Source organism: Burkholderia sp. AU30198 (assembly GCF_020419825.1).
GTDB lineage: Bacteria > Pseudomonadota > Gammaproteobacteria > Burkholderiales > Burkholderiaceae > Burkholderia.
In genome coordinates this window covers 312,896-329,763 of the sequence record NZ_JAIZSA010000005.1, presented here as the reverse complement: position 1 = coordinate 329,763, position 16,868 = coordinate 312,896, and the positions used below count along the sequence as shown (strand labels likewise).

The window sequence follows — 16,868 nt, the reverse complement described above, 5'->3', positions numbered from 1 at the left end:
CCGGGTGACCGCAGCCGACCCGAAAGGGTCTTAGCTGCAACCAGTGAATCTATGTCTGTTTTCGATGGAGAATCGGACGCCGTCGTGCGCTCTTCCGCCGTCGTTGGCACGATGGCACACTAGGCACTAATTTCGAAGCTCATTTGAAGCGGGGTCCCATGTCTGGAAACAAAAACATCGAAAGCGAGCGGAAATTCATCGGAGCTATCCCTCAAAAGGACGGCGGCACGCTTAGCATACCACTAGGAAAGGGCGAGACTCTTTATGTCTTGGGACGGAATGGGTCGGGGAAATCAAGTCTTCTTTATCATTGGGCGAGGAATTCTGGGTCTACAGTATTTATCGCCGGAAACCGCGAGGTTGTTTTTGCTTCTTCCGCCGTTTCTCTTTCTGCCCAGGACGCTCTGCTACGCTCAAACTGGGCAAAAAATGTTATTTCAAATGAATTAAGCAGAGTCGAGAAGGCTTACCACAACAATGCAGATCGCCTTAATGCGCTTTTATTCAAGCTTAAATCTGCAAGCGATGATACGAATCGCGTTTATCGCCAAGCGCATCGAGATGGCCGAGTAGGCGAATTGGCGAGAATTGAGGCGAATGAACCGACCGTACTACTTAATGATGCACTACGGCGCACGTCGATATCGCTTAAAGTTGATTGGAACAAAGATTCGACACTCATAGTCAGAAAGGATGGCTATGAAGGCGAGTTTGGCGTTAGAGATATGTCAGACGGCGAGCGCGCCGCACTTATACTCGCTGCAGAGGTTATCCTAGGCGACAATAATGCAGTCGTCATTGTCGACGAACCGGAGCGACATTTACATCGTTCAATTTCTTCTCCGCTTATGCAATACCTGCGGGAGATCCGACCCGATTTGAGCTGGGTAATCGCAACACACGATTTATCCTTGCCACGCGACGATGTTGGCGCAAGTGTTGTGATTTTGTACCAATACTTCGGCCAACACGTATGGCAAGCCGAATTGATTGCTGATCCTGGCGCGTTACCCGCGCCTCTATCCGACGCAGTATACGGAGCGCGGGAGAAAGTACTGTTTGTAGAAGGGACGGAGGCAAGCCGCGACCGGCCACTTTACCAGCAGATTTTTAAAGGTATAACGATCGTGCCCGTTGGTACGTGTCGCGATGTTTGCGACGCCATTGCCGGACTGAACGTTGTCCCCCAGCTTCACCGCATGGAAAGTCGTGGACTTGTTGATGGTGATAACCGAGATGACTCAGCCTCTCTTCGGGAAAAAGGGGTTTCGGTGCTCGATGTCTACGCCGTTGAATCTGTTTATTACCACCCGAAGATAATTGCTAGCATGCTGAGAGAATCGGCAGAAGAAATTTCGGAAAACGAGGTTGAGAAAGCGGCGGTTGAAGCCATAAAAGACACTCTGCATCTGGCCAAGATGACTGCATATCGAAGTTATCGAGAAAGGCATTTGCGCTCTCTGCTGGATGAAACGACGTTTTCAAGCGTGGCGACCGAAGCTGTTATGGTAAACGGTCCTGGTTTAGTTTCGGCAGCTCACGCAGAGCTTGAGAAGCTAAAGGCAGAAGGAAATTGGCTTGAGATTGCTCGACGGTACAAAATAAAAGCAACGGGTGCACCGCAGGTTATTGCCCGAAAACTAGGATTTTCTGGATACGAACAATATGAGCGCGCCGTGATTAAAGCATTGGCTAATTCTGACGAGCTTCGCACAGTGATGGAATCGATAGTGCCTAGCCCGTTCGCGTAGAAAGCTAGAGATAATCGATTCGACCGGCGCGAATGCCGCACTGCGTGAGGCGGGACGAGACACTGGTGCGGCGGAGCAATTGAGACGAGTGGGGATCTGAAATTTGATGTGGAGCGGACATCGGAAGGTCAGCTCCGGAGTCGCCTCCACCGACCGGTTGTGGCCGGCAGCCGCCGTCGGAGTTGCGAGCCAAGCCGGTTACATCGACTTGGTCGAAAGTCGGAAAAGCATGGTGCCAGCCGTGCGCCGTACGTCGTACGCGAACATGCGACCTATGCCGTATGAATCCGGACGGCGACATCACGGGGTGTTGTCGACATTGTGTAGGGCAGTTGCAGTAACTTAGTCGCGCAGAGTCGCAAAGCCGTGGCGCCAGTCGCACGTACTCCGGCGCCCTACGGCGGGCAGGCGTGGACGCCTGCCGCTACCCGGATTCCCTTTCGTTCCTTCCAGGTCGTGCCGCAAGCGGCGCGCGGCGCCGGCGTGTACTCATTACACTGCGCCGACATGCCGGCATCGTGATCAGTCATCCTACGACAATTGAAAACGAAGCGAAAGTTTGATTTCCGGTTCCGACGGAAGCGGCCGACTGGCCGCCCGGCTTGAGCGCGGACGCGCTTCTGGAAAACGTTTCGCATAAATTCACCTAAACAGAGAACACGATTCCCCGAAATTTGCCTAAAACCCGTCATGGCAGTGGCTCTACGGGTATGCACCAAGTGAGTTAAACGATTAACCGACGTACATTCGCGTCAACACGTCATACGACGTATGACTCTGCGGTCAGCGAGCACGGCGCCAAAGAATGCGCATGCTGGCGGATCGCCACGCAACAGCGAGCACAACCATCAAGGAGACTGACGATGAAGCACCGATTCAACCGCTCCCGTATTGCCCTGGCCGTCGCGCTGATGGCCGGTTTCGCGATGTCCGCCCAGGCGCGCGTGTTCCGCTCGGCGGACGTGCATGGCGACAACTTCCCGACCAACATGGCCGTGAAGTTCATGGGCGACGAGCTGTCGAAGCAGACCGGCGGCAAGGATTCGATCAAGGTGTTCGGCAACAGCGCGCTCGGCTCCGAGAAGGACACGGTCGACCAGGTGCGGATCGGCGCGATCGACATGGCGCGCGTGAACGGCGCATCGTTCAACGAGATCGTGCCGGAATCGCTGATCCCGTCGTTCCCGTTCCTGTTCCGCGACGTCGACCATTTCCGCAAGGCGATGTACGGCCCGGCCGGCCAGAAGATCCTCGACGCATTCACCGCGAAGGGGATGATCGCGCTGACGTTCTACGAGAGCGGCGCACGCTCGATCTACGCGAAGCGCCCGGTGCGCTCGCCGGCCGACATGAAAGGGCTGAAGGTGCGCGTGCAACCGTCGGACCTGATGGTCGACGAGATCAAGGCGATGGGCGGCACGCCGACGCCGATGCCGTTCGCCGAGGTGTACACGGGCCTGAAGACGGGCCTCGTCGATGCTGCGGAAAACAACATGCCGTCGTACGAGGAAACGAAGCACTACGAAGTGGCGCCCGATTACTCGGAGACGCAGCACGCGATGACGCCGGAAGTGCTGGTGTTCTCGAAGAAGGTCTGGGACACGCTGTCGCCGCAGGAGCAGGCCGCGATCAGGAAGGCGGCGGCCGATTCGGTGCCGTACTACCAGAAGCTGTGGACCGCGCGTGAAGCGTCCGCGCAGCAGACGGTGGCGAAGGGCGGCGCGAAGATCCTGCCGGCCGCGCAGATCGACCGCGCGGCGTTCGTGAAGGCGATGCAGCCGCTGTGGACGAAGTACGAGAAGACGCCGCAGATGAAGCAGATCGTCGACGAGATCGAGGCCACCAAGTGACACGTCCCACTTCCCTGAACGGCGCGTCGGCTGCGGGAGCGCCCGGCGGCGGCGCCCCGGAAGGCACGGCGCCGGCGCGGCCGCATGCCGCGCCGCTGCTGCGCTGCGTGAACGACGTGCTGTTCCGCGTGCTGGCCGTGATCGCGTCGGCGTGCCTCGCGGTGCTGACGGTGCTGGTGTTCTACGCGGTCGTGATGCGCTACGTGTTCGAGAACGCACCGGATTTCGTCGAGCCGATCGCGCTGCTGCTCGTGATCGTGATCGCGATGTTCGGGGCGGCGATGAAGGTGCGCGACGGCGGCCATATCGGCCTCGATTCGCTCGTGCGCCGGCTGCCGCCGAAATCGCGCACGGTGGTGATCGCGATCCAGCACCTGAGCCTGATCGCGTTCGCGATCATGATCATGGTCGGCTGCGGCAGCATGGCCGCCGAAACGATGGGCGACCGCATTCCGATCATCGGGCTGCCCGAAGGCGTGCGCTACCTGATTGCGATGCCGGCGGCGATCGCCATCATCCTCTTCTCGCTCGAGCACCTGCTCGCGCTTCGTCGTTCTTCGCCGGGACAATAACGCCATGGAACTCGCGATCCTGTCCGTCAGTTTTCTGATTTTCCTCGTGCTCGGCGTGCCCGTGTCGTTCGCGCTCGGGATAGCCTGCGTGTTGACCTATATGGTCGAAGGCCTGCCGATCGCGACCGCGATGCAGGCCATGATTTCGGGGATGAATGCGTTCTCGTTCCTCGCGGTGCCGTTCTTCATCTTCTCCGGCGAACTGATGCTGCACGGCGGCATCGCGGACCGGATCCTGCGCTTCGCGCAGGCGACCGTCGGCCACTTCCGCGGCGGCCTCGGGATGGCGAACGTCGTCGCCTGTACGTTGTTCGGCGGCGTGTCGGGCTCGCCGACCGCCGATACGTCGGCGATGGGCGGCGTGGTGATTCCGCTGATGAAGCGCGAAGGCTACAGCGCCGCGTATGCAGTGAACGTGACGACGCATGCATCGCTCGCCGGTGCGCTGATGCCGACGTCGACCAACATGATCATCTATGCGTTCGCCGCGCAGGGCATCACCGGCATGCTGCACGGCCAGCCGGTGAGCGGCGTGTCGATCGGCGACCTGCTGTTCTCGGGGCTGCTGCCGGTGTTGTGGGTGATGGGCTTCGTGCTCGCCGCCGCGTACTGGCAGGCCGTGCGTCACGGCTATCCGCGCCGGGAAGACGGTTCGTCGGCGCTGCCCGCGTTTCCCGGCTGGTATGCGGTGCTGCGCAGCTTCGTCGGTGCGGTGCCCGGGCTGATGGTGATCGCGATCATCCTCGTGTGCGTCGCGAAGGGGATTGCGACCGCGACCGAAGCCGCCGCGATCGCCGTCGTGTACTCGCTCGTGCTGACCGCGGTGGTCTACCGCACGCTGACGGCCGAGAAGCTGCGCCGCGCGCTGTCGCATGCGGCGCGCACGACGGGCGTCGTGCTGCTGCTGATCGCGGTGTCCAACATGCTGCGCTTCCAGATGTCGTACCTGGAGATTCCGGATGCGATCGAAGGGCTGCTGAAGCAGTCGACCGCCGCGCCGTGGCTGATGCTGCTGTACATCAACATCATCCAGGTATTCCTCGGCACGTTCGTCGACATGGCCGCGCACATCCTGATCACGACGCCGCTGTTCCTGCCGATCGCGATGGCGTGCGGCGTCGGGCCGGTTCAGTTCGGGATCATGCTGCTGCTGAACTGCTCGCTTGGCCTCGTACACCCGCCGATCGGCTCGGTGCAGTTCGTCGGTTGCGCGATCGGCAACGTGTCGATCGGCGAGACCACGAAGATGGCGTGGCCGTACTATCTCGCGATCTTCAGTGCGATCAACATCGTCACGTACCTGCCGTTCTTCTCGACCTGGCTGCCGAGCCTGATCAGCGGGCACGCGGTGTTCTGATTCTCCGATCGCGTGTTTCGCCCGTCGCGGCGCCGGACGACCGAGGTTGTCCGGCGCCGCGGTCGTTTCCGCGGTGCCCTTTACCTCGTACCGACGCTCGACCGTGTTGCACGACGCGTACTGACGAGCAGCCGTACGTCGCGCTACGCGCGTTCGCCGAGTGCGGCGAGCTTGCGATCGCGGCCGCGTGCGTCGCCCGATTCCCCGCGGATCAGGCTCAGCGCCTCTGCGCGGCTGGCCACGCACGGCGAGGAGCCGGGCAGCGGCTGGCGTGCCGTCTCGCGCAGCGCGAGCACCGACACGATGCCGATGAACGATGCGCCCATCAGGTAGTACGCGGGCATCATCAGGTCGCCGGTGCGGTCGACCAGCCACGCGGTGACGAGCGGCGTCGTGCCGCCGAACAGCGACACCGATACGTTGAAGCCGATCGCAAGCGCGCCGTAGCGGATGCGCGTGGGGAACAGCGCGGGCAGTGCCGACGGCATCACACCGGTGAACGTCGACAGCAGCACGCCGTAGATCAGCATTCCGCCGAACACGGGCAGCATGCCGCCGGTGCGGATCAGCATCAGCGCCGGCACCGCCAGCACGAGCAGGCCCACGCAGCCGGCCATCATGACCGGCTTGCGGCCGACCTTGTCCGACAGGTGGCCGGTATAGAGCGTCATCGGCATCATCAGCACCATCACGAGCAGCACCATGAACAGGCCGTGCGACTCGCGGAAATGCAGCGTCGCCGACAGGTAGCTCGGCAGGTACGACAGTGCCATGTAGTCGGTCACGTTGAAGATCAGCACGAGGCCGACGCATTGCAGCAGCGGCTTCCATTGCTCGACGAGCAGCGTCGCGAAGCGTTGCTTCGGCCGCGCGCGTTCGTCCGCTTCGCGTGCTTCGGCTTCCTTCTTGAAGGCCGGCGTTTCCTCGAGTTTCAGCCGGATATAGAGGCCCACCAGGCCGAGCGGGCCGGCGATGAAGAACGGCACGCGCCAGCCCCACGACAGCAGCGCTTCCTGCGACAGCGTCGCCGTGAGCAGTGCGACGGTGGCCGCGCCGAGCGTATAGCCGATCAGCGTGCCGAACTCGAGAAAGCTGCCCATGAAGCCGCGGCGCCTGTCGGTCGAGAATTCGGCGATGAAGGTGGCCGCGCCGCCGTATTCGCCGCCGGTCGAGAAGCCCTGCACGAGACGCGCGACGAGCAGCAGCACGGGCGCCATGATGCCGATCGACGCGTAGCTGGGGATCAGGCCGATCGCAAAGGTGCCGACGGCCATCATGATCATCGTGGCGGCGAGCACGCGCTGGCGGCCGATGCGGTCGCCGAGCGGGCCGAACACCATGCCGCCGAGCGGGCGCACGAGGAATGCGGCCGCGAACGTGCCGAAGGTCGCGAGCAGCTGCGCGGACGGGCTGCTGGACGGGAAGAACACCTTGCCGAGCGTGACGGCGATGTAGCTGTAGACGCCGAAGTCGAACCATTCCATCGCGTTGCCGAACGCCATTGCGCCGACCGCGCGCTTGAGGACGGCAGGGTCGACGATCGTGATGTCATCCAGCTTGACGGACTTGCGCGAAGACCGGGCTTTCGCGGGGTGCGCTTGCGACGGGCTCAATGAACTCTCCTGGAATTGCCTTGGCAGCCGGCCGGGCGGGTGTGCAGTGGAGTCGTGCGGGCCGATGGACAGCGAAGGCGGATGTCTCGGGGCGCCTCGATGTCGGTGAAGTGACGCGCGCTGCGGGCGACACCGGGCAGGTTTGTTGTGGGAACCAGTTTAGAGAAACGGGCGCGCCCGACTATCGGTCATGCGCCCGGAACCGGGTTGTAAACGACACGGGTTCGAGTGGGGCAGGTGGCGTTGAAGCGGGGCGGCGCATGGGGCGTGAAACGCCGTGTCGCGACGGATTCTGCTTGCGCGCGTCAGGCATGGCGGGGCGCGGGGTGCTTGCGGATGCCGCGAAGCAACGGTCCGTGGCCCGCTTTCATTGCGGCTTGCTGCGCTCCTGCTGATCCTGCTCCTGCGATTCGAACAGCGCCTTGAAATTGCCTTCGCCGAACCCGTCCTCGCCGCGCCGCTCGATGATCTCGAAGAACACGGGGCCGATCTGGCGCCGCGTGAAGCGCTGGAGCAGGATGTGCCCCGGTCCTTTCCCGTCGACGAGAATGCCGCGCGTGGCCAGCCGTTCCACGTCGAGGCCGTGTCCGGGCAGCCGCGCATCGATGCCGGCGTAGTAGTGCGGCGAAGGCGCGGCCATGAACGCGATGCCGGCCGCGGCGAGACTGTCGAGCGTCGCGTCGATATCGGCGCTCAGCAGCGCGATATGCTGGATGCCTTCTCCGCCGTAGTCGCGAATGAACTCGTCGTTCTGGTTCAGCACGCCGGGCTGGTCGTGCGCGGCGGCCGCGACCGGAATCGACACGCGTCCGCACGGGCTGACCATCGAGCGCGCACGCATGCCGGTCGCGCGACCCTTCACTTCCAGGTATTGCCGTTCGTCGAAACCGAAGGTGTCGCGGTAAAAATCCGCCCAGCGGTCGAGGTTCTCCGGTTGAACGATGTTCGACGTGTGATCGATGGCGACGATGCGCGCGTCGCCTGCCGGTGCGCGATGCGGATCGACCGGCAGGCTGAACACGTCGCGGATATCGGTGTCGACGAAATACACGAGGCTGTCGCCGATACCCAGAATGGTCGGCGTATCGACGACGAATGCCCCTTCGGATTCAGGCCGCGCGACGCGGGCGCCGCCTGCCAGCGCTTGCTCCTGTGCGCGGCGCGCGTCGTCGACGCGAATCGCGATCGCCCGCACGGACGCGCCATGTCGATCCCGGAACGCATTCGGGTTGCCGTTCACGACGAACGTGGCAGCGCCTTGCGTCATCAGGACCATGTCGTGTCGCGATCGTCCGGAGACACGAAAGCCGAAGCGTTCGAGCAGGTCGACCAGTTCGGTGGGCGCGGATGAAACGAACTCGACGAACGCGAATCCGTCAGTCTTGACCGGGTGATTCATATCGAACTCCTGATTGTCATGTACGCGCAATGGGCGTCACGCGTTGCGGGTCGCTGCGACGATCTTGATCTCGACAATGAATTCAGGTCGTGCCAGCGCGGCGACGCCGAGGATCGTCCAGGCGGGAAAGTCGGCGCGCATGTATTGCGCCTTCACCGTGCGAAAGTCGGCAAGGTGCGTGCCGATATCGACGTGATAGGACACCAGTTCGACGACATCCGAGAAATCCAGGCCGAGATGCGCGAGGATCTCTTCGACGCGCCGGAACGCCGCGTCGATCTGCTCGACGGGCGACGCCGGGATCGAACCGTCGGCGCACAGGCCGACCTGCCCGGCGATGAACACGAGGCCGTTGGCGGTGACGGCCGGCGAATACTGAAACAGGTCGAAGATGCGATTGCCGCCGAACGTCGGATCGTCTTCCGGGAGGCGCAGCCGTTCGATGCCGTTCATGACTTCTCCTTCACGAGGTGGGGCGTCCTCCAGCGGACAGCCGATGCGCGGACTTTACCGGCGCCCCGAAGGGAAGTCTGTATAGGCGTTTACAAATCAGCCGAGCAGCCGGGACGCATCCGTCACCCAGATGCGCCGCTGCCGGATCTCGATCGCTCCGAGGTCGACGAGCCGTTTCAGCGCGCGTGTGACGGTCACGCGCGTGGCGCCCGTCATCGCGGCGATCTGCTCGTGCGTGAGCGGGATCGTGATCAGCGTGCGGCCGTCGTGCGGTTCGCCATAGAGATCCGACAGCCTGCCGAGCAGTTCGCCGATGCGCATGTCCGGTTTGGGGAGGGCCAGGTACTGGATGCGCGAGGCCAGGATGCGCTGCTTGAGCGCGATCACGCGCAGCAGCGCCATCGCGAGCTCGGGCGACGACGGTATCGCGTCCTCGATCGCGCGGATGTCGAATTCGAGCAGCTCGGCATCCTCGACCGTGATCGCCGTGGCGATCCGCGGGTGGCCGTCGACCGCCGGGCTCTCGCCGAACATCGACCAGCGCCCCATGACTTCGAGAATGAATTCGGCACCGTCGCGCTGGAAGATCGAAACCTGTACGCGGCCCGACAGCAGGAAGTAGAACGTGGTGCCCGGCTCGCCCTGCCGGTAGATCGTGGCGCCCTTGTCATACTTTTTGCGGCGACCGAGGTGGGCCGCGCCGATCCAGGTGGCGGCCGTGGCGTCGTCCATGCGCCATGTTTCGGTCGTGAGCGGGTGATGTGATTTCATGCAGGTGTCCGGGTGGTGCAGGCGGTGGCGCCTGCGCCGCTCATCGTACGCCGGGGCGCGTTTCCGGAGAAGCAGGCACGGTGCGAATCGCGGCTCGACGTTTGCAAGTCCGGCGCCGCTGCCCGACGCGACGCGGCGCACCGCAGTGTCCGATTGCCGACATCCCGTTTGCCGCGACAAGGCAACGTCATCGGTCGGCAGGGCGCTTCGACTGCCCGGGCATCGCTTCGCCCAGTTTCTCCAGCAGGAAATCGGCAAACACCGTGACAGCGGGCGGCAACGGCGGGCGGCTCGTATAGACGAGTTGCAGCCCCAGGTCGCTGCTCGAACGTCGATAGGCAGGCAGCACGCGCACGAGCTTGCCCTGCTCGATGGCAGGTTCGGCGAGCAACTGCGGCAGCAGCGCGACCCCGAGACCGGCGATGCAGGCCTGTACCACCACGCGCATGTCGTTGACCGAGAAGCGGCTGTCGATCGAGATTTCCTGGGTGCCGCGCGGCCCCTGCAGGCGCCACATGCTGCGGCCCTGGCGGCCGGACACCGTCAGGCAGTCGTGGTCGGCCAGTTCGCGCGGCGTGCGCGGCGCACCGCGTCGTTCGAGGTACGCAGGGCTGGCGGCGAGGATCATCGTGCCCGGTGCAATCCGTCGCACGCGGAAGCTGCCGCCGGTCTCGATCCCCATGCGCAAGGCCAGGTCGATGCGCTCGCCGATCAGGTCGGACGGCGTGTCGTCGAGCAGGAAGTCGATGCTGATCTGCGGGTAGCGCACATAGAACTCGGCCAGCCATTCCAGCCGGAAAATTTCGAACAGGCCGGCCATCGCCGTCACGCGCACGGTGCCGGACGGTTCCTGCCCATCCGCATGCAGCCGCTCGATCTCGAAGATCCGGTCGAGCGCCGGCGCATAGCGCTCGAACAGTGCTTGCCCTTCGGTGCTTGGCGCGAGCTTGCGGGTCGAGCGATGCAGCAGGCGCGTGCCGAGCTGCCCTTCGAGCTGGTCGATGCGCCGGCTCAGCGTATTGGCCGGCATGCGCAGGCGGCGCGCGGCCTCCGAGAAACTGCCGGCGCGCACGACCTGGACGAACAGCGCGAGATCATTCAGATCGAGCATCGGATTCCTCCAAAAATGGATTAATCAAATCCTATTTATCCGTCTAGTGTAAAGCAGCGTCCATCTCCATACTGCTCTCACGCTACAGACGACGATTCATGTTCCAAGGAGAAAACGTTGAGGAAGCATCTGATGATCGCTGCGGGCGCGCTGGCAGCGTTGCTGTCGTACTCGGCCTTTGCCGAAAGCGTGACCTACCAGTTCGACCCGAGCCACACGTATCCGAGCTTCGAGGCCGACCACATGGGCGGCCTGTCGGTCTGGCGCGGCAAGTTCGACAAGTCGAGCGGCACTGTGACGCTCGACCGCGCGGCGAAGACGGGTACGGTCGACGTGACGACCGACATCGCGTCGATCCACACCGGCAGCGCGAAGCTCGACGAGCATCTGCAGACGGCCGAGTTTTTCGACGTGTCCAAGTTCCCGCAGGCGAACTACAAGGGCACGATCAAGTTCGACGGCGACAAGCCGGTGTCGGTGGTCGGCAACCTGACGATGCATGGCGTCACGAAGCCGGTGACGCTGAAGATCGATTCGTTCAAGTGCATGCCGCACCCGATGCTCAAGCGTGAAGTGTGCGGCGTCGACGCGGTCGGCGAATTCAGCCGCGACGATTTCGGCCTCGACTATGGCAAGCAGTACGGCTTCAGGATGAAGACGAAGCTGCTGATCACGGCCGAAGCGCTCAAACAGTAATCCCGTTCGGAGAACACACGCATGAAACTGCTCCATATCGATTCCAGCATCCTCGGCCAAGGCTCCGTCAGCCGTGAACTGTCGGCCGAGGCCGTCGCGACCTTCCGCGCCCGCGATCCGGGCCTCACGGTGACGCGTCTCGATCTCGCCGCCACCCCGATCGGTCATCTGACGGCGGAACACCTGGCCGCCGCGCAAGGCGCTCCGATCGGCGACGCGTTGAAGGCGGACGTCGAGATCGGCCAGCGCGCGCTCGACGACTTTCTCGCTGCGGACATCGTGGTGATCGGCGCGCCGATGTACAACTTCGGCATCGCGTCGCAACTGAAGGCGTGGATCGACCGTATCTCGGTCGCCGGCACGACGTTTCGTTACGGCGAGAACGGGGCGGTCGGGTTGTGCGGCGGCAAGAAGCTGGTCGTTGCGTCGTCGCGCGGCGGCGTGTACAGCGAAGGGTCGCCTGCCGCGGCGTTCGATCATCAGGAAACCTATCTGAAAGCGGCGTTCGGTTTCCTGGGCATCACGGACATCACGTTCATCCGTGCGGAAGGCGTCGCGATGGGGCAGGACACGCGCAGCGGCGCGATTGCATCGGCGAAGGAAGCGGCGGCTGCACTCGCGGCCTGACGCCACGTAACCGAGCCGACCACCGGAGAACCAGCATGTCACACGCCACGCAGTCAGCCGATGTCGCCGTCGCCGGCCGTCACGTCATCTTCCGCACGCGCGGCCGCGCGCACGGGCCCATCGTGCGGATGGTGAGCCCGTCCGACGTCGGCGAGATGATCAAGCCGTTCGTTTTTCTCGATCTGGTCGATACGCAAGCGTCGCTCGGGTCGGGCTTCGGCTGGCATCCGCACTCGGGGATCGCCACGCTCACGCTCGTGATCGACGGCCAGGGCACCTTTGCCGAATCCACCGGCCACGAAGGCGCGATCGTGGCCGGCGACATCGAATGGATGAGCGCCGGGCGCGGGGTCTGGCATACCGGCACCGTCGTGCCGCCGGTCAAGGTGTTCCAGCTGTGGGTCGCGTTGCCGCCGGAGCGCGAACTGGCGCCGGCGTTCAGCCAGCATTTGTCGATCGCCGACATTCCGTCGGACGGCCCGGCGCGCGTGCTGCTCGGCCGCAGCGGCGACGCGGTCAGCCCGATCGATGCGCCGCCGGGCATCCACTACGTCGTCGTGGAGCTTCAGGCCGGCGAGCGCTGGACCTGCCGGCCGCAGCCGGGCTGCAGCGTCGGCTGGACCGCCGTGATGGACGGCAGCCTGCGCGTACCGGATCCGGTCGCCCAGGGCGAGCTGGTGGTGTTCGACTCGTCCGACGCCGCAATCGAATTCGAGGCGGTGACCGATGTGCGCTTCGTGGTCGGCACGGCCGTCCCGCATCCGCACGATCTGCATCTCGGTAATTATTCGGTGCACACGAGTGCCGCCGCGCTGGTGGAGGGCGAGCGTGAGATCGTGCGCATCGGCCGCGAACTGCGCGCGAAGGGCGCGTTGCGTTGATTCGTCGGGTCGGCATCCGACCGATATCGATCGGATGGACCGACGGTGTCAGGCCGGCCCGGCTGCGTCCCTCTCGGCGTCGAACGACGTATCGGCGATGCGCGCGCGTTGCAGCGAGCCGGCCCGTTTCCCGATCGCGGTCAGATCCAGTGTATCGAGGCGCTCGCGCACGTCCTGCACGAAGGCTGCGTAGTCCGGTTCGTCCGCATACTGGCTGAGCCAATCCTCGATATCGGTGAGCTGCCCGTTGTCGGCCAGCCGGATCAGTTCGGCGAGCGCGTCGTCGGGCGGGCCCTGCATCGAGGGCGCGGCACGGTTCGGCTCGGCATCGCGGTCCGGATGAAACCGCCGGACGAGCTCCGACGCCGGTACGAGCGCGTGCCCGACAACCGGCGCGACGATCGCGAACGAGAACGCCGTGCCGGCGCCCGGCTGGCTGGCGACGGCCAGCTCGCCACCCATCGCACCGACGATGCGCTGCGCGATGAACAGGCCGAGCCCGGTGCCGCCGTTCACGGCCTGCACCTGCTGGTACGCGCGGAAGATGTCGCGGGTCCCGCTGATGTCGATCCCGATACCCGTATCGGCAACGTCGAACAACAGGCGCCATGCGTCGCCTTCGCGAGATGCATGAATCGACAGCGTGACCGTGCCGTCGCGCGTGAATTTCGACGCATTCGACAACAGATTGAGCAGCACCTGCTGCAGCCGCATGCCGTCGATCGACACCGTGCGTGGCAGCGGCGTGGCGGGCCGGTAGACGAACCGGTTGTCCTGCTGCGTGCACAGCGCGAGCGCATAGTGCCCGATGTCGTCGAGCAGGCCGGGCAGGTCGGTCGCGTCCGGCGACACGCCGAGCGGCTGCAGCTCGGCCTTCGTGAACGCGAGCAGTTCGTCGATCAGCGCGAGCTGGTAGCGGATGCTGCGATCGATCGACCGGATCAGCTGCGCCTGGCGGCGCGTCGCACCTTGCAGCAGCAGCTTCGCGTAGCCGTTGATCGTGGACAGTGGCGCGCGCAGGTCGTGGCTGACGTAACCGAGCGTCTCGATCTTCTGCTGCATGTGGGTCGTCACCTGTTGCAGCGCGTCGTTGAGCGCGACCGTGCGTCGTGCGACTTCGTCGCGCAGGCGATCCTGTTCGGTGATCTGCAAGTGCTCGAGCCGCGTCCTCGCTTCGGTGCGCTGGCGGCCCACGTGATGGATCCACGCGGCCAGCACCAGCAGGTGCGTGGCGAGACCGATGACCGCGATGACGGGGTTCGGGTAGATGTCGGATTTCAGCCAGGCGAGCGCCGGCGGCAGCGTGTTCATGCCGTCGAGCACGCGGATCAGCATGTTGAAGGTGGCGAATCCGATGGCGATCAGCATCACGCGGCCGGTCGGCGTCCGGCGGATCGCGAGCATCAGCGCGAGGCTGATGTTGACGATCCCGAGCACCGCGTTCAGCCGCAGGCAGAACCACGTGAACGTCAGCAGGTCGCCGCTGGCGGCGCCGGCCATGCCGATACATTCGAGCGCGAGGAAGGCCATGTAGATCGCGCGCATCGGCAGCCGTGCCTGCTCGCGCCGGGCGACCATCAGGATGAAGACGATGAAGCAGGCGACCGCCAGGTACGCGAAGATCACTTCGCCACGCGCCGACCATTCATGCAGCGCCGGCGGCAACGCCATCGCCGGATAGCCCCGGTAAGCCGCTTCGAACAGCGTCGTGGCCAGCGCTATCGCAGCCAGCACATGGAACACGCCGCTGCGCGAAAAGAACCCGATCAGCAGCGCGCACCACACGAGCGCGAGCAGCCCGCCGAAGAAGCCGAAGTCCCACATCGTCGCGCGACGTTCCTGTGCGTCCCACGCCGCATGCGTGAACGCGGCCGGCGCGAGCCGCATTTCCTTGCGCGACGTGACGCGGATCAGCACCGGGATGCTTTCGCCGGCGCGCAGCGTGACGTCGAGTACCGGGTAGCGCGATGGCTGCGGCGCGGCATCGCCGCCGGTGCCGGCGGCCGGGAAACGGCTGTCGAGTGTCCACTGGCCGTGCTGGCCGATATAGAAGTCCGCCTGGTCGACACGCGCGTCGCGAATCGCCAGCACCAGCGGGCGTGCGGCGCTGTCGCGGTTGGTCAGCGTTGCGCGGATCCACCATGCCGATCGCGAGAACTCGATGTTGAAAGACGACGTGCCGGCCAACGGCGTGCCAAGGCCGGGATCGGTGAGCCGGGCGGCGACCTGGTCGGCGGACATCGTCGTGCTCGTGTCCTCGAATACCGACACGGCATCCAGTTGCGCCGGGTTTGGCGCCGACGCGGCGCGCACCGTCGCGCAGGTGACGACCATCGTGAGCAGAAGCAGCAGCACCGCGCGACATCCGGCTGCCCATGCCGCATGGCGCCTACGCATCGTGACGGTGCTCCGCGGGCGTGGCGGGCGCATTGGCCGCATGGCGCTGGCGCCGCCAGTCGGACGGCGTGATGCCGAAGCGTTCGCGAAAGGCCGTCGCGAAATTGCCGGGTGTGGAAAAGCCGATTTCCTCGGCGATGTCGCCGATCCCCATCGACGTCTCCGCGAGGAAATGCATCGCGGCGCGCAGGCGGGTGTCGCGCAGATATTCGAACACGGTCTGGCCGAGATGGTCGCGGAACACGCGGGACAGGCGCTTTTCGTGCGTCCCGACCTGTCTGGCGAGCTCCTCGAGCGCCGGCGGATGGCGCAGGTCGCGCAGCAGGACCTCGGTCGCCGCGCGCACGAGCGCCGCATCCGGGTGGTCGGGCAACGCGGGCAGATGCGCAAACGGCTGGCTGCGCCGTGCCCGCTTCAGGTGATTGCGGATCCGGGCCAGCACTTCCGTTGGCTCGAACGGCTTGACGATGTAGTCGATTGCGCCCGTTTCGAGCCCCTCGATGCGATCCTCGAGATCGCCCGCGGCAGTCAGGATGATGATCGGGATCGATTGCGTCGAAGGCGTCGACGCCAGCAGCCGGCATGCGGCGAAGCCATCCATGCGCGGCATGCGGACATCCATCAGGATCAGGTCGGGCGCGATTGCCTGGGCACGGTGATAGGCCTGCAGCCCGTCGAACGCAACGCTGATCCGGCACCGCGCAGTGCGCAGGATCTCGGTCAGGAGCCGCACGTCGTTCGGACGATCGTCGACGACAAGAATATGTGCGTCGGCGAGATCCGGCGTGGTACGAGGCAACGCCGAACTGGGCGAGCGGGATGACATGGTTGCGGACGCGTTGGAAGAGTGGCCGGTCAGGTTGGGAGCATCGCTGTCTGCGCGATTGCGGCGAAAAATTATATGTCGACGGCATTGCCGACTGTGAGGATTCCGTGTGGCCCGAGCGGGGCTTGCGCGACGAGGTGTGGCCTTTATGTCGTCGTCGCGTCTGGCCGGAAGAAACGGAGGCGGAAACACATGCCAAACTGAATGTTGATAACCGGTCCTTGTTTTCGGATGAGTTGCTCGAAATTCGGATTGTCCCGATCGATCAATCGGGTCGTCGTGTGCCTGAAAATCGATATCCTCAAGGTAACTCAGGTGACGAGGTCACGGCTGGCCTGATTGCGATTTTGCCGGTGGCTGGTCGGAATCCGGTTCGCCCGGAAATCAAGTTTCGCGCCGAACTGTATGAATGTAAACGTCGTCCGCTATGGAAAAGGTTTTTTCCGATCTGGAAAAGGTGCGTTTGTAACGATACCCGCATACTAGCTCCGGCGCGGCTGGAATCGATTCTTTCGATACTTCCGAGATCGCGTGGATCGCATGCCGACGTCCCATCGAGGTGCA

The 16,868-nt window shown here is 64.1% G+C and carries 14 protein-coding genes; 7 read left to right on the top strand and 7 right to left on the bottom strand.

Annotated elements, in window-relative coordinates; translation table 11 throughout:
• Positions 1-158 precede the first annotated feature (158 nt).
• The 4 genes from LGN19_RS14595 to LGN19_RS14580 all read left to right on the top strand — a co-directional run bounded on the left by LGN19_RS14595 (position 159) and on the right by LGN19_RS14580 (position 5,530).
• Complete coding sequence (locus LGN19_RS14595; RefSeq protein ID WP_226215459.1) at positions 159-1,751, top strand: AAA family ATPase; 1,593 nt, start codon at positions 159-161, stop codon at positions 1,749-1,751.
• Between the two features lie 863 nt (positions 1,752-2,614).
• The gene (locus LGN19_RS14590) at positions 2,615-3,601 is read left to right on the top strand and encodes a TRAP transporter substrate-binding protein (RefSeq protein ID WP_122949974.1); all 987 of its coding nucleotides are present in this window, start codon (positions 2,615-2,617) and stop codon (positions 3,599-3,601) included.
• Positions 3,598-4,173, top strand: coding sequence for a TRAP transporter small permease (locus tag LGN19_RS14585; RefSeq protein ID WP_122949973.1), 576 nt, complete (start codon positions 3,598-3,600; stop codon positions 4,171-4,173). The genes LGN19_RS14590 and LGN19_RS14585 overlap by 4 nt, the downstream gene beginning before the upstream one ends.
• 4 nt (positions 4,174-4,177) lie before the next feature.
• Complete coding sequence (locus LGN19_RS14580) at positions 4,178-5,530, top strand: TRAP transporter large permease (RefSeq protein ID WP_059241306.1); 1,353 nt, start codon at positions 4,178-4,180, stop codon at positions 5,528-5,530.
• 143 nt (positions 5,531-5,673) lie between these two features.
• Here the strand turns inward: LGN19_RS14580 and proP are convergent, their stop codons facing one another.
• The 5 genes from proP to LGN19_RS14555 all read right to left on the bottom strand — a co-directional run bounded on the left by proP (position 5,674) and on the right by LGN19_RS14555 (position 10,877).
• Positions 5,674-7,143 (bottom strand): glycine betaine/L-proline transporter ProP, encoded by a 1,470-nt coding sequence (proP, locus tag LGN19_RS14575; protein ID WP_226215457.1) that lies wholly within the window; start codon positions 7,141-7,143, stop codon positions 5,674-5,676.
• Positions 7,144-7,510: 367 nt separating this feature from the next.
• Positions 7,511-8,542, bottom strand: coding sequence for a 4-hydroxyphenylpyruvate dioxygenase family protein (locus LGN19_RS14570; protein ID WP_226215455.1), 1,032 nt, complete (start codon positions 8,540-8,542; stop codon positions 7,511-7,513).
• Positions 8,543-8,578: 36 nt separating this feature from the next.
• Positions 8,579-8,995 carry a RidA family protein gene (locus tag LGN19_RS14565; RefSeq protein WP_226215453.1) on the bottom strand — a complete coding sequence of 139 codons (417 nt, stop codon included), beginning with the start codon at positions 8,993-8,995 and terminating at the stop codon, positions 8,579-8,581.
• Between the two features lie 96 nt (positions 8,996-9,091).
• Positions 9,092-9,766: a Crp/Fnr family transcriptional regulator gene (locus LGN19_RS14560; RefSeq protein ID WP_164462883.1), complete on the bottom strand. Its 675-nt coding sequence runs from the start codon at positions 9,764-9,766 to the stop codon at positions 9,092-9,094.
• Between the two features lie 187 nt (positions 9,767-9,953).
• Positions 9,954-10,877, bottom strand: a complete 924-nt coding sequence (locus LGN19_RS14555) for a LysR family transcriptional regulator (protein WP_226215451.1) — start codon at positions 10,875-10,877, stop codon at positions 9,954-9,956.
• A gap of 117 nt (positions 10,878-10,994) precedes the next feature.
• Between LGN19_RS14555 and LGN19_RS14550 the strand changes: the two genes are divergently transcribed.
• The 3 genes from LGN19_RS14550 to LGN19_RS14540 are packed head-to-tail and all read left to right on the top strand — an operon-like array spanning position 10,995 to position 13,081.
• Positions 10,995-11,573: a YceI family protein gene (locus LGN19_RS14550; RefSeq protein ID WP_226215450.1), complete on the top strand. Its 579-nt coding sequence runs from the start codon at positions 10,995-10,997 to the stop codon at positions 11,571-11,573.
• 21 nt (positions 11,574-11,594) lie between these two features.
• Positions 11,595-12,200, top strand: coding sequence for an FMN-dependent NADH-azoreductase (locus LGN19_RS14545; protein ID WP_226215448.1), 606 nt, complete (start codon positions 11,595-11,597; stop codon positions 12,198-12,200).
• A 35-nt stretch (positions 12,201-12,235) separates the two neighbouring features.
• Positions 12,236-13,081, top strand: a complete 846-nt coding sequence (locus tag LGN19_RS14540) for a pirin family protein (RefSeq protein WP_122949967.1) — start codon at positions 12,236-12,238, stop codon at positions 13,079-13,081.
• A gap of 48 nt (positions 13,082-13,129) precedes the next feature.
• Here LGN19_RS14540 and LGN19_RS14535 read toward each other — a convergent pair whose 3' ends face one another.
• Together LGN19_RS14535 and LGN19_RS14530 are read right to left on the bottom strand one after the other, a co-directional pair.
• Positions 13,130-15,478 (bottom strand): sensor histidine kinase, encoded by a 2,349-nt coding sequence (locus LGN19_RS14535; protein ID WP_226215446.1) that lies wholly within the window; start codon positions 15,476-15,478, stop codon positions 13,130-13,132.
• Positions 15,471-16,304, bottom strand: coding sequence for a response regulator (locus LGN19_RS14530; RefSeq protein ID WP_174957729.1), 834 nt, complete (start codon positions 16,302-16,304; stop codon positions 15,471-15,473). The genes LGN19_RS14535 and LGN19_RS14530 overlap by 8 nt, the downstream gene beginning before the upstream one ends.
• Between the last annotated feature and the right edge of the window lie 564 nt (positions 16,305-16,868).